Origin of the sequence: Paenibacillus puerhi (genome assembly GCF_009846885.1) — a bacterium.
Lineage (GTDB): Bacteria > Bacillota > Bacilli > Paenibacillales > NBRC-103111 > Paenibacillus_G > Paenibacillus_G puerhi.
The window spans coordinates 20,091-33,198 of record NZ_WUWM01000050.1 but is presented as its reverse complement, the minus strand read 5'-3'; the positions used below and the strand labels follow the sequence as shown (position 1 = coordinate 33,198).

Sequence of the window (13,108 nt, the reverse complement as noted above, 5' to 3'; positions counted from 1 at the left end):
AGTTTGCAATTGGACACACTCCCATTAGAGTTTTTCGAGTAGAGTCGAAAAACTCCAACGACTACTCTAACGGAATTGTCTCAAAATCTAGACTGAGTTGGAATACACCTTCTTGTTAGACGCTTACCATAAGTAAAAAGCATTACAGTGTCATTCCGCACACTTACTGAAAAGTGGTTTTTGTTGCACAGTGGTGCACTACCGAAAAATCAATTCTGACGTGCAACAACGCACCATATTTCAGATGCACAGGGATAACGAAGCATACTGTTTTCAGTCATTTAGGACAAATGTTGTACAGAGCTTTTTGTGATTCTTTTTTAAAAGTAGCCCTTTTCCCGCAGAAGGCGGGCGGGTTTATTTTACCCAGATATAAAATCCTTAAACTGCTTGACCACTACCATCCCATCTTTGATCCCAGCCAAATTCATTTTATGAATTAATAATATTCAGAGTTTCATCCAAATAATTTTCCATGCTACCATCATAGTGAGTTAAAAAAGCACGTTCTCTAACCCCTTCTCCTATACAGATCAATTTAGCCCTTCCATTAAAATACTTCTTATTATATTCATTTATGTTTTTTTCATTTTCTTTAGTTTCTGCTATTGATAGTATTAATTGAGTATCGTTAGGTTTATTTTTCCCAATAAACTCAACAATAGCATTTTTATTTGATTGCTCTATATCTTCCTTAAAAATTGCATCGAGCATAAAGGGAAAACGATGTATACCATCAGTCTTCTCTATTAATTTATTTAAAGCAAAGTTATATGCAAGTACTGTTTTATGAAGTTCAACCCCTTGAGATGGAAACGCTGAAATGTTATATAATGATATATATCTATCTTCTTTTAAGGCCTTTACACCTAAATCATCAATATAAGATAGGAATATACGCTCAAATTCTTTACTTTTGGATAATCTGGATTTTTGAACTTCTTCTTCTGTTTTAAACCCTTTGAGGCTATTCTCTATAGTAATTTTTTCAGTACTTAATACCCCAAGTTTATATTTAATATCATGAATTAACTGTATATTTACTTTATTATCCAACCAACTATCAAAAGAAATATTATGATTAAAATATCTTTTTAATATTCCATATGTTTTTAAGTTATTTTCTTTACGAGCATTTATAAGTTTTCCCAGAGAATTAATTTCCCCTTGCAGCTTCTTTATCATCTCTTTACATTTTACCATTTCTGCCTCAGTGTCATTCTCTTCTTGGAAATACTTGTATGACGAAGTAATACTAAATGAAAGTTCTTGATCACAAGCAGGACATGCTCCCTCTAAAGGGTTTTGTTTCTTGTGATGTCTTGATACCTTACGAAGTAAAGATAACCGTTCTTTATAATAGCTCTGCTCATTACATTTAGATATATATTCTTGTTCATTTTCATTTAAAAGCACCTGATTATCACTGTGTAACTTAATATATTCTAATGACTCTTCAACAAATTCTTCATCAACTAGTTTTGTAATTTGGAGCTCTTCATTATTTTTTTCTAAATTTATATAAAATTTAATTTCATCTTCTTTACTTTTTAATTTCCTTTCCAATTCCTGCTTCCTATCCCTATCAACAAGCGATTCAATTCCTAAATAATAGTCAAGATAGTCTTCTTTAAGATTTTTATAATACTCAAAACTGCTAAAGGATTTTCTAAGGTATACCCACCCTACTGACTGTGGTATATAATAAGGCAAAAACATTGCTTCGATTGGAGCAGCTTTGTACCCCTCCTTATTCTCTAATTTAAGTGAGAAATTAAATAACTCATGGAGGTACTCTTTAAGTTTAATATGTTCGGCAGACTGATTCGCTCTAATACCATTAAACCTCATAATAGGTTTATCAACCCTTTTAATGAATATGGTTTCATCATCTCTAACAAAAGTAACTTTTTCACTTTCTCGATTGTTAATTACTTGAAAGTCTATCCTTAAAAAAGCACCTTCTTCAATAATTTCTTTTAAGTGGTCATTATTATCATTTATACCCAAAGTATATAATAGCATCTGAAAAACTGTGCTTTTTCCTGATGTATTTTTTCCATAAATAATGTTTATTCCTTGATCAAACTCTGTGTAAAAATATTTGTTTTTACTTTCTGAATATGCAAATAGTTTGTTTATTAATAATTTTGTTTTCATAATTGTCCCCTTACTTCTATATATGCAGCATAAATGGCTGCTTTTATACTTAGCTCTGACAATTGAGAACTTATGTTCTTTCGAAACATTTGATATAATTCTAAAATACAATCAGTTTCCACAGTAAAGCGATACATAATATTTCTATTCTCCTTAACAAAGGAGAGTATTTTTTTATGTTCAACTTGTCGATAATCTTTAAATCTATCAAAGCTATTAATAAAATTCAGCTTAAACTCACTCTTATCTGGAATTGCAATTTCCAGATTTCTACATACTTCTTTTTCTTCATTTCGCCACAAATCAAATGCCATCGTTTTTGTAGTAATTACATCAATAGCATCATTAATGCTTTCAGAACTAACACGTTTCGATTTATCCATTAACTTCACAACATTGCCTTGGTTTAAAGTGTTTTCTACATCTCTAAATAGAAGCAACAGAGCATCTACAGCAGCTCTATGATCACTGACCTTTTCTCCAAATATTCTATTGAACTGTCCAACTAATGAATCCTTTTGCCCAGCACTTTTCTTTGGAAAATCAATATAGGCTAATGAAACATTATTTAATTCCTTTAAACCTTCTAAATCCTTACCTAGTAATTTTGTTAATTCTGCTTCAATCTTATTTATAATCTCAGTATCTAGATCAGTAAATTTCAACCTACTATTGCTCTCGTTAATTGTTATACTTTTATTCTTGCCTTTCCCCCTTACACCATTACTTAATTGTATAGAGTTGTTAGTTATAAACTCTAAATTATGTGTATAGTTATTTACTTTAGGCATACTATCTGCATTCAGTGATAATCCTACTCCAGTCATCTTTCTAAGTAATTCATATAAGCCACTCATTTCCCACTTTTCTGAGGACTTCTTTGCTTGATAAGAGTCAATGGAAGAAATAAGTTCATCATTATTTTGATAACAAAACAAAAAATCATCATGATGTTCTATACAAATAAAGTACTTTCTATCTTTTAAATCATTATACTTTTCGAACAAAAAGTATAATGCACAATGTTTTTGAAATTCAGTGCCCGTTGAACCATGAACTCCAGCATTTACAGCAGCTTTACTTTGATTAATCATTGTTTTTTCCTCTACACAAATTATTTATATAAATTTGCATTAGACATTTCCTCCATCATAAAGGGGTGATAGTATTAGGTATATTTCGCCAATTTTCTTCAAATCCCTTCTATTTTATGCATTTTTCTTCTTCAGTCCCATCCACACGCTGTTTATTACAAAAATATTACTTTAGAATAGATTTTCTATCTTCTCTACCAACGTATCTGATTTGCCAATCAATAAATATTATGATTACTTGGTCTCAGCGCTGAAGCAAACATTAAAAAAACCTATGATTGAAGGTATGAGTATGGACAACACAACTGTGGGATGTAATCACCGCTTGATTTGGCTGTATGTAGAAGATGCGACTTCTGAACAGCTCCTCAGGATTGCAACTAGGTTTCATTGCAAGTTTGTCCTCGAACATAAAAGAGCAGGTACATCAACTGATCAATGGCGTGAAATTGAGAGAAATCCAGGGTTTAGGAGAAACTCGCGACGTTCTTATTTCGGCATTAGTTGGAAATAAAAAAAACGACATCTCTGCCGTTTTCATTTAAGTATAGTGGAGACTAAGGGTATTAACCGATGATTTCTTACATACCATGCAAGCTGAGCCAAGTCATTTACTCACATAAACAATACATCTGAGCAGTACTGTCACATCTCATTTCGTACCATCAATATTAGGCACTCAAACATGTGTCGAGTACGGAAAAAAAACGACATCTCTGCCGTTTGTTGTAGATGTTGGTGGAGCTACGCGGAAATCGAACCGCGGATTCGACACTGCCAGTGTCGCGTATTCCCGCTATACTATAGCCCTGTATACAATTTTCATTTTAGTTCTGCCCGTAAATTTGGGGTAGTGTTCCCGACAACGGTGGACTCCCAGTTGAGCTATTGCCCCTGCCTCATCCTCATTCTGATCTATGCCCCATTCTCTGCACTTAGAAAGTGCAACATTTAATGCGCATAACTGCCCAATAGCTTAACGGGGCCACCGATCTTGTCGGCAGCCCCGTCCTGGTTGTTCGATGGCACTAACGTCTCCCGTTAGTTTAAGAATAGAAGCCGCTCATAACTTCCGGCTTCCGTAATTTCACTTGATTATGTAAGCCCGAAAGCGTATCTCCTGAATTTCACTCTAGCGTCGCGGTCAGACGATCACGCGGTAGTGAAGATGAACAACGCCGCTTCGGAAGCGGCGCTCACCGAGCAGCTCAAGCCGCATGCTGAGGTTATCCGGCAATGCTCGCTTACCTCCACCCAAGACGATCGGATTAAGAAGCAGATGAAACTCGTCGATCAGTCCCGAGCTCATCGCCTGCCCAGCAAGCTCGGGGCCGCCAATCGTAATGTCGGCTCCTGAGGACTCCTTCAGCCTCCGGATCGCATCAGGATCGAATTTGCGTTCGATCCTAGTCCTGACGCTTGAAACCGCCTGAATCGTCCGGGAATACACGATCTTCTCAGCCGCTCGCCAGATCTGCGCGAATTCTCGCATTACCTCCGGTTGATCGCCGGGTTTGGCGCTCGAAGTCTCCCAGTACACCATCGACTCGTACATGCGACGCCCGTATAGGTAGGTGCCAATCGGCCGCTCGAAGTCAGTCCAAAACGCAAACTCCTCGTCATCGGATATCGTCCACTCGATATTGCCGCGCTCGTCCTCCATGTAACCGTCCAAAGATATGTTAGCAGCGTAGATCAGTTTAGCCATTTCAATAAGGCCCTCCAATTTTCAGTTTCCAACGAGACCAAGGGCTGCCCCTTTGAATATGAACAAAGAAACATCCACCACTATATTAACACATATTGGAAACCACATTCCCGTTAGATCAATAAAAGAAGGAGGCAAATCTTAATCTAAGCATTAAGAAAATACTATATTTTTCAGCGACGAAAAGCTCTCTTCCCTCAAGGGAGGAGAGCTTTTCCCGTATTCAGGAGCAAGCATTCGGGCAAGTTCAGCTCGAAGACCAAGGCCAGCCTGTTCATCAAGGCCATCTGCATCCGATCCAGCCAGTTGACCCGCAGCCCTTCATATGCACGATCAGCCAGTTGGCCCGCAGCCCTTCATACGCACGATTAGGCCCCGCGCAGCGGTTCCCTACATGGTTCAGCTCCTAGCCCGGCTGACCCTCAGACAACCTTGTTCCATTACGCTCATCCCGCCCCTTCCTCATGCGCTATCCTCTCCCAGCCTACGATACGGTTAACGGCATCGCCCGTATACGTCCCGTTTCGCACCGCTTCACCGGAGTCTCCCTGCGGCCATGCGAGCCGGACCCAATTGTACGTCCCGTCCCGGTAATCGAACGACACTCCGTCATCTTCATACAAGACGCATGGCTCCGGGGCATCCCCGTAAGCCCATACTGTAATCTCGAAGCCCCCGGATTCCCCTACGTAGGACATAGGCTTCGCGAGCGGAAGCAGGCTGTTGTCCTTCACAAACACAGGGATTCGTTCAAGCCCGGGCGAGCAGCTGTACGACTGGCCTCCCTCATATCGCTCATGAGTCCAGAAGTCGCGCCAATTCCCCTTGGGCAAATAGACAGAGCGCTCTGTCTCTCCCTTGACCATCGGCGCCACAAGCAGCGAGTCCCCCATCATATAGGCATCATCGATGCCAAACGTCTGTGGATCGTCCGAATAATCCATAACGAGCGCACGGAAGGGCGGCAGTCCCTCCAGCCTGTACTTCGCATAACTGGTATATAAGTAGGGAATCAGCGACATGCGCACCTCGAACAAGGCCCGGCAAATGTCGCGAATCTTCTCATAGCCGTCCATGTATTCGCCGCGCACGTTTTTCTCGCGCTCCACCTGCATCCAGGGCGGATTCGGAATCCGCCAGCAGTTCAGCAGCGCCATCGGCGAGAAAACAGCGGTCTGTATGCGGCGTATCAAATCCTCTGACGAGTCCGCCTGCCTGACCTCGGGCGACCAGAGCAGACCCGAGAAGCCGCAATTGACGACCCCGCGGATAAACACCTTGTGATCGTACAGATCGCTGTAGAGGACAAACGGATAAGGAGCCGCCAGCGCTCCCGACGAGCGAACCTGCGATAGCGTCCTTCTGCCCGCCGCTTCGAATGGAGCCTCAATGGCTGCCTGATACAGGATGCCTAGCTGGTTATGCATCTGCTCGCCGTCCATGCCGGAAGGAAATTCCGTTACATCGGGGAACGACCAATTGGAATGGACGAAGTCCGAGCTGTCGCATTCGTCCAGCTTGAAGCCTGCGATGCCTTTGTCGACGAACTCCGACCGGTGATGACTCGCGAAGATGTCCTTGGCTTCCTTCACAGCCAAGTCCGGCACGAGGCCTTCCCACACCTCATAACTGCCCGAATAAGGCTTCAAGTCCGGGTACATAGGCGAGCTCGGATGCACAAACAGATGCTCCCACAGATTCACCCGATAGCTCATCCCGTAGAGCTTGTCCAGCATCGCCTCGTGATCGGGAAAACGCCCTTCATCCCAGACGAACGAGCAGGAGTAAGCCTTCGTCTGCCAGCCCGGCTCGAAGCCGAATACGTCGACCGGCATCCGATCCTTGCGGAACCCTTCGGCCAGGCGCATCACATCGTCGACCTTGGCCGCGCTATATGCGCGGTACCACATGCCGAGTCCCCAAGCCGGAGGCAGGCATCCGCCGCCGGAGAACAAGTTGTAGCGCTGCACCGCCTGCTTCATCCCGGGACCTTCGAAGATATACAAGTCGATGCCCTGCGCTGCAGGAATATCGATCACTAGGGTCCTGTCGCCTTCGGACACCTGATAGCCGTACAGCTCAATTTCGGAGGTGCCGATCTTCTTGGCCTCCTGCTTCTTGTGCTCCGATGCTCCCTTGCGCAGATTCGTGCCGCAATAAAACGTCACGTAGCGGGAGGTGTCCACTAGCACTCCATACCCGGCCGTCGTCACATAAAAGGGAACGGGCGCATGGCTGTCGCCAGTATCGGCAACCGGATCGCTGTTCACCCGTATCACTTTTTTCCGGCCCGTGTGATCGACCCGGTGCAGCTGCAAGCCGAATCCGTATACATGCTCCTCCGCCTTGAGCGGGAGCTCAAGCTGCAGGCCTCTCGGCGTTGCCTTCACCTCAATATCGCCTTGCGAAACGGGCGGGCGGTCCTCACAACCTAACCGCTCCAGTGCTTCGGCCTGTAGAGTCTTCTCGCGCATCGTTACCGGCGTATGGGCTTCGGGCTGCCCGAAGCGCCAGCGCCAAACCCCGTTAGCAATTTTCTCCATGATGAGCCTCCTCTATCTGATAAGGATTTCTTCGTCGATTATATAGCTTTGGAGACGATAAAAGTTATAATGGGTTATGAGAAAATGTTAAAATATTGTCCATCACGGAGGAGTCATGGCCCAGTTATTCGAACCCGTACCTTTCGAGCATATGCTGCCTTGGGACTATCGCATCCGCATCGAGAAGAACTTCAAAGGCTACTACCACTGGCATCAGTGCTGCGAGGTTTTATTCGTTCATGAAGGGCGGGGGACCGTGGTCGTCAATCAGAAGGTGTACCCGATTCAGCGGGGGATGCTGTTCTTCTTTCAACCCTATCAGCTCCATCAGGTGTACGCCGACGTGTCCCCCGAGCATCCTTATATCCGGTCCGTTTTTTACCTGGACCCTCATATGGCAGGGAAGCATCTGGACGCCTATCCGAGCCGCCGGGCTTTGTTCCAATCGCTGTGTCATGGATCTATGGAGGATCACGGATTCGACCTCGGCTCCCGCACGGAAATCATGGAATGGATCTGGGCTATGTACGAGCAAGCCAGAACTTCTCCAAGCCGCGAGGATTACGAGGAGATGCATGTGTTCCTGCTCCAGGTTCTGAACTGCTTGTATACGGACCAGCACGGCAGGCTGCCGGATTTTACAGAGAAGCGCGCGCTTCGTTATTCCGAATCCATCATGCAATGGATCGAGGAGCATTATAAGGAAGAGATCACGCTGGAGCGGCTTGCCGAGGATATTCACCTGTCCAAAGCATATGTCTCTCGCATCTTCCGGCGGGAGACGGGCAACAGCATTACCGATTACATCACCGCCCGGCGGATCAGACAGGCTTGCCGTTTGCTGGAGACGACGACTCTGCCGGTTGAGCGGATCAGCGCCGAGGTCGGTTTTTCGACGGCCACTTATTTTATTCAGCTGTTCAAGCGGGTCGTGGGGACTACGCCGCTCAAATACCGGCGTCATTTTGAGTTGTACAAAAAACAGGGTAGGCTTTAGCGCTTGCTAGACGCTTATGCCTAGAGCTGAACAAAAAAACCTGCCGCAATTGGCAGGCTTCTTTACTAGTCATTGGAGCAGTTGCAGCACGGCTTGAGGTTTCTGATTGGCTTGGGCCAGCATCGCTTGAGCAGCTTGAGTCAGGATGCCGGATATGGTAAAACCCATCATTTCCTTGGCCATGTCTGCATCACGAATACGGGATTCGGCTGACGTTAGATTTTCAGCAGAATTCTCCACGTTGTTCAACGTATGTTCCATACGGTTCTGCAAAGCGCCATATATCCCTCTGTAGTTCGTAACTTTGGCTAAGGCTTGATCTACTTGAGCTAATGCTTGCTCAGGTACGGCTGGCGGCAGGATCCCTACGTTCATCATGCCCAGACCCTGCGAATTCACAAGGAACAGGGGGATAAAAATAGTCTGACCTCTGTTAGCCCCTGCTTGAATGTCAAGCTTGGGCGGGATATAGTCTATGTCCCTTATGTCTGTTTTCACAGTTGTTTCCATATGCTTCGTTACTTCGGTTTCGCGTGTCAGTTCAAACACATCAAGATTTAAGGAAAACGGGCCGTAATGAAAACCTAGCGTCATACTCGAGCCTTGCGGCACAGTGAGCTCCCAATCAAAATTAATTTGCGGCTGCCCTACCGCCGGATTACTTATGGTAAGCTCTTCCGGCGCTAATAATCCTAGCGAATCGTCAAACTTAATGCCAGCGTTAGCATCTGTTCCCGTCATGTTAAATGAACTTCCTGATGCCGGATTTACTAGGATACTGCCAGTTGCCAAAGGACTTCCCCCCGCATCCGTAACCACTGAATTGGCAGGAGCGTTAACGAGATTACTTAGTTTAAAGTTAGTATCGTAGGTATCTCCATTCGTGATGACATATTTAATTTCCATGGAATTATCGGGCAGTACTGTCCTATATCTCATAATGGATAAGTTTGTACCCGGAAACCACATATGGTCCCAAGCCGGAACCGTACCCGAGTTGCTTCGGGATGTATATTCAACGGGTCTGGAACTTCCATTAACTTCGATATTTTCGAACATGGTACCATACACATCGCCAAAATCCTTCGGTCCGAAGCTTGTTTTATTTATCCCAGCCGAGAACCAGTAGGCAGGTGTAGAATACTGTGGATCGTTTGAAGCTGTCAGCGTTTCATATACAGAATGATTTGTGTCTGTCTTAGTTGTTGTATGTATGTCAATATTCGTTTCCCTGTATCCCGCTCTTCCATCCGGCGAGACGATAGGTGTAAGATTGTTCGTATTGGAGTAAGTCTCGGTCGTAACCGATGTATCGGAACTGCTAACCAAATGCCTCGCTTCTGCGGGCGTTCCTTGCGGTCTGTACACTACACTTTTATAGGATGAGGTAACGGGCGGTGGATCGCTAATAGAAAAAGCTGTGTCGCTGCTGGAACGATCGGCCAGTATCTCGTAATCGTCTCTGGCCAACAAGTTAATCGTATTAAACTCCGTTCTCTCTGAAAGGCTGTTTATTTCAGCGGTAAGCTGTTGGAGTTCCTGGTCAATCATCCGCCTGTCTTCATCGGTATACGTACCGTTCAAGCCCTGAACGATCAGTTCCCTTTGTCTTTGTAAAAGTTCGGTTACCTCTTGTAAGCCGCCCTCTGCTGTCTCTAGGAGTGAAATACCGTCCCGAACATTTCTAGACGCTTGATTCAACCCTCTAATTTGCGCCCTCATTTTCTCGGATATGGACAATCCTGCGGCATCATCGGACGCTTTATTGATGCGTAATCCCGAAGAAAGCTTCTCTAAGCTTTTCGAACTGGCTTTAGCATTTTTTCGCAGCTCGTTATTTGTATGTATTGCCGATAAATTATGCGATATTATCATGTTGACAACCCTCTTTGTAGACGATAATTACCTTCCAGTTTACCATAGGATCACAATTATCGTCCATGATCTTTCGTGAGTGTGTAGACTTCTACGGCGTTATTCATTCCATGGGTTTGCCGCTGCGAATGAAAAGAAGCCGCTGCTTGCCCTTCGAGCAAGAGTGACTCCTTTTCCTTTTCCTTTTCCTTTTCCTTTTCCTTGTCCTTATATTTTCATCCGGCGTTCGCCGCAGCCTGCTATTTTGCCCTACTCAGACCCTTTTCTTTTTCAAGAATGGTCTGTTCATACCTTGTAATTTTTCCATCCATGCGTACTAGCACTTTCTGCATCTCTTCCATTCTTGCTGCGAGCTGCTTACGCTGATCGATGAGGAGTTCTTTTCTGGAATCGAGGGTGCTATCACCCTGTTGATAAAGCTCAACATACTCAATCAAAATCTCGACGGGAAGCCCTATCCCCCTCATGCATTTAATAAATTCAACCCACTTGCAGTCTTGTTCCGTATAATCCCTGATTCCGCTTTTATTGCGGTTCACACGTGGAATAAGTCCGATGCGCTCATAATAGCGGAGTGTATCCGGTGTTAGATTGAATTTTTCGCTTACTTCTGCTATCAACATAAAGAGATCAGCCTCCGGTCAGCGCATCGCTAGGGGACCTACTACCGGATGAGGAACATACGGCTCTTCCAGCGATGCCATTTCTTCAGGTGTCAACGTAATGGAGAGCGCCGCTACCGCATCTTCTAGATTGGCTATTTTCGTAGCGCCGATTATAGGAGCCGTTACGGATTGTTTGTGCAGCACCCAGGCAAGTGCAATTTGCGCGCGGGAAACGCCGCGTTGTTCTGCGATGGCCGCAACCCGCTCTACAATCAATCGATCGGTATCGGCCGTTGCATCGTACTTAGACTTCTGAACTTGGTCGGTTTCCGAGCGATGCGTGGTTTCCCTCCAATCACGTGTCAATCTTCCTGATGCGAGCGGGCTATACGGAATCACACCGATCTTCTCTACCTCGCAAAGCGGAAGCATCTCACGCTCTTCCTCCCGATAGATAAGGTTATAATGATTTTGCATCGAGACGAACCGGGTCCATCCCCTGCTCTCCGCTACATGCTGAGCCTTTAGGAACTGCCATGCGTACATGGCCGAAGCACCCAGGTATCTTGCCTTCCCAGCCTTCACTACATCGTGCAGGGCTTCCATCGTCTCTTCGATGGGCGTATCGTAATCCCAGCGATGGATTTGATAAAGGTCTACATAATCGGTTCCCAGTCGCTTTAGGCTCTTATCGATTTCACTCATGATTGCCTTTCGGGAAAGTCCGGCACCATTTGGACCTTGATGCATACGGAAATGAACTTTCGTTGCGAGGACAATTTCGTCTCGATTGGCAAAATCCTTTAGAGCCCGCCCGACAATTTCCTCGCTTGTTCCGTCTGCATATACGTTCGCCGTGTCAAAAAAATTGATGCCCAGCTCTAGGGCTTTTTTTATGATGGGACGGCTGCGCTCTTCATCAAGCACCCAGGGATGGATCCAACGCTCAGCTACACCAAAGCTCATACAGCCAAGACAAAGCCGGGATACATCCAAGCCCGTATGTCCAAGTTTCACATATTCCATTTGATAATTCCTCACTTTCGCCTAGGGATTGTTTCCTTCCCGTATAGTCTACCTCTTGGAGTTAACTCCAAGTCAAGCACGCTGGTACTGGGCAGAGTGCTATTGCAGTTAAGGGTGGGAGAGTGAGCGAATCGTTAAGGAATTACAACCTCAGAAGGGAGGGGGAAATATGCTAGGTAAGCTCGTTGACATTCCTCGTGTTCGGTACGTCACAATATTGGATCATTCGTAGACTTATCGTTAAGACCTTACTGTGCTGCAGGCGGGAAGACAAACGCTCCGCAAGCCGGCGGACCCGTTCGAGTCCTTCCCACATGTCCCCCGGCCCGTCATAGATCAGCACGAAAGCCCCGTCATACCCGCACTGGTCCACCGCCTCCAGGCAGAGCCTCAGCTCGGCCTCGTCGGCGATGCCATGCTCATCGTAGATGGGCTTAACGTGAACCGAGACGCTGTGAGGGACGGTCATCGCGAGCTCTTCGTATTTGGCCGGACCGGCAAAGTTGCCGAAATCCGTAATCAGGGGAAGAGGACGCCCCGCTTCCTCCAGCAGCTTCAGGCAGCTTGCCCCTGTGGAGGTGAGCGACTTGAAGTTCTCTGTTATGACCTGAACGCCCAGCGGGGCAGCATAGACAGAGAGCTCCGACAACGCGGCCGCGGACAGGCGAATCGCCTCCTCATCGGAAGGCGCGGCTTCCCCGGCAATGACCCGAAGCTGCCTCGCCCCGCACTCGGAAGCGATCTTGATCCAGCTGCGGATCAAGCTGAGGTCCGCTTCTCTGCGGGCCGGATCGGCATCGGTTAAGTTGCCATAATCCAGGAGCAAAGTATCCAGCCGGATCCCGGCTGCTGCGAAGGACTGCTTAAGCTCCTTCAGATAGGCCGTTTCTGTCGAAGGAAAATGAAAGTGACACACTTCCAGTGCCTGGTACCCCCGTCTGGCTGCTTCTGAAGGCAGCTCAAGCAGCGTATGCACTTGCGGCTGATCCTGTACCCGCGTCACATGAGTACGGGCAGCGTCATCCCATACCGTCCAACGCAGCGGACCTAACAAGCGATGCAGACTCCACGTACTGACAGACCAATAAGACATGTTCGAC

General features: G+C 46.0%; 9 protein-coding genes and 1 pseudogene. 1 reads left to right on the top strand and 9 read right to left on the bottom strand.

The features are described 5' to 3' along the window. Window positions 1-432: 432 nt before the first annotated feature. The 4 genes from GSF01_RS27990 to GSF01_RS27975 form a co-directional block, all read right to left on the bottom strand. The gene (locus GSF01_RS27990) at window positions 433-2,160 is read right to left on the bottom strand and encodes a P-loop NTPase family protein (protein WP_159888554.1); all 1,728 of its coding nucleotides are present in this window, start codon (window positions 2,158-2,160) and stop codon (window positions 433-435) included. After that, window positions 2,157-3,254 carry a dsDNA nuclease domain-containing protein gene (locus GSF01_RS27985; protein ID WP_159888553.1) on the bottom strand — a complete coding sequence of 366 codons (1,098 nt, stop codon included), beginning with the start codon at window positions 3,252-3,254 and terminating at the stop codon, window positions 2,157-2,159. The genes GSF01_RS27990 and GSF01_RS27985 overlap by 4 nt, the downstream gene beginning before the upstream one ends. Before the next feature lie 1,144 nt (window positions 3,255-4,398). After that, window positions 4,399-4,962, bottom strand: a complete 564-nt coding sequence (locus GSF01_RS27980) for a dihydrofolate reductase family protein (RefSeq protein WP_159888552.1) — start codon at window positions 4,960-4,962, stop codon at window positions 4,399-4,401. A 446-nt stretch (window positions 4,963-5,408) separates the two neighbouring features. Next, the gene (locus GSF01_RS27975) at window positions 5,409-7,505 is read right to left on the bottom strand and encodes a glycoside hydrolase family 31 protein (RefSeq protein ID WP_159888551.1); all 2,097 of its coding nucleotides are present in this window, start codon (window positions 7,503-7,505) and stop codon (window positions 5,409-5,411) included. 115 nt (window positions 7,506-7,620) lie between these two features. Between GSF01_RS27975 and GSF01_RS27970 the strand changes: the two genes are divergently transcribed. Further along, window positions 7,621-8,502 (top strand): AraC family transcriptional regulator, encoded by an 882-nt coding sequence (locus GSF01_RS27970; RefSeq protein WP_159888550.1) that lies wholly within the window; start codon window positions 7,621-7,623, stop codon window positions 8,500-8,502. A 69-nt stretch (window positions 8,503-8,571) separates the two neighbouring features. On the opposite strand, the gene GSF01_RS30530 is transcribed toward GSF01_RS27970, so the two are convergent. The 5 genes and pseudogenes from GSF01_RS30530 to GSF01_RS27950 all read right to left on the bottom strand — a co-directional run bounded on the left by GSF01_RS30530 (window position 8,572) and on the right by GSF01_RS27950 (window position 13,101). Beyond that, a complete protein-coding gene (locus GSF01_RS30530) occupies window positions 8,572-8,877 on the bottom strand; it encodes a flagellin (RefSeq protein WP_407945809.1) in 306 nt (101 codons plus the stop codon). A 1,101-nt stretch (window positions 8,878-9,978) separates the two neighbouring features. Beyond that, window positions 9,979-10,377 (bottom strand): annotated as a pseudogene (locus tag GSF01_RS30525) (flagellin N-terminal helical domain-containing protein); the annotation flags it as partial. Between the two features lie 239 nt (window positions 10,378-10,616). Continuing rightward, window positions 10,617-11,000 (bottom strand): MerR family transcriptional regulator, encoded by a 384-nt coding sequence (locus tag GSF01_RS27960; protein ID WP_159888548.1) that lies wholly within the window; start codon window positions 10,998-11,000, stop codon window positions 10,617-10,619. Between the two features lie 18 nt (window positions 11,001-11,018). After that, complete coding sequence (locus GSF01_RS27955; protein WP_159888547.1) at window positions 11,019-12,008, bottom strand: aldo/keto reductase; 990 nt, start codon at window positions 12,006-12,008, stop codon at window positions 11,019-11,021. Window positions 12,009-12,180: 172 nt separating this feature from the next. After that, window positions 12,181-13,101: a sugar phosphate isomerase/epimerase family protein gene (locus GSF01_RS27950; protein ID WP_159888546.1), complete on the bottom strand. Its 921-nt coding sequence runs from the start codon at window positions 13,099-13,101 to the stop codon at window positions 12,181-12,183. Window positions 13,102-13,108 lie beyond the last annotated feature (7 nt).

Excerpts from the sequence above, each read along its gene's own strand:
- GSF01_RS27960 (WP_159888548.1), bottom strand. The coding sequence starts at position 11,000 with ATGTTGATAGCAGAAGTAAGCGAAAAATTCAATCTAACACCGGATACA.
- GSF01_RS27950 (WP_159888546.1), bottom strand. The coding sequence starts at position 13,101 with ATGTCTTATTGGTCTGTCAGTACGTGGAGTCTGCATCGCTTGTTAGGT.
- GSF01_RS27980 (WP_159888552.1), bottom strand. The coding sequence starts at position 4,962 with ATGGCTAAACTGATCTACGCTGCTAACATATCTTTGGACGGTTACATG.
- GSF01_RS27955 (WP_159888547.1), bottom strand. The coding sequence starts at position 12,008 with ATGGAATATGTGAAACTTGGACATACGGGCTTGGATGTATCCCGGCTT.
- GSF01_RS30530 (WP_407945809.1), bottom strand. The coding sequence starts at position 8,877 with ATGAACGTAGGGATCCTGCCGCCAGCCGTACCTGAGCAAGCATTAGCT.
- GSF01_RS27985 (WP_159888553.1), bottom strand. The coding sequence starts at position 3,254 with ATGATTAATCAAAGTAAAGCTGCTGTAAATGCTGGAGTTCATGGTTCA.
- GSF01_RS27990 (WP_159888554.1), bottom strand. The coding sequence starts at position 2,160 with ATGAAAACAAAATTATTAATAAACAAACTATTTGCATATTCAGAAAGT.
- GSF01_RS27970 (WP_159888550.1), top strand. The coding sequence starts at position 7,621 with ATGGCCCAGTTATTCGAACCCGTACCTTTCGAGCATATGCTGCCTTGG.
- GSF01_RS27975 (WP_159888551.1), bottom strand. The coding sequence starts at position 7,505 with ATGGAGAAAATTGCTAACGGGGTTTGGCGCTGGCGCTTCGGGCAGCCC.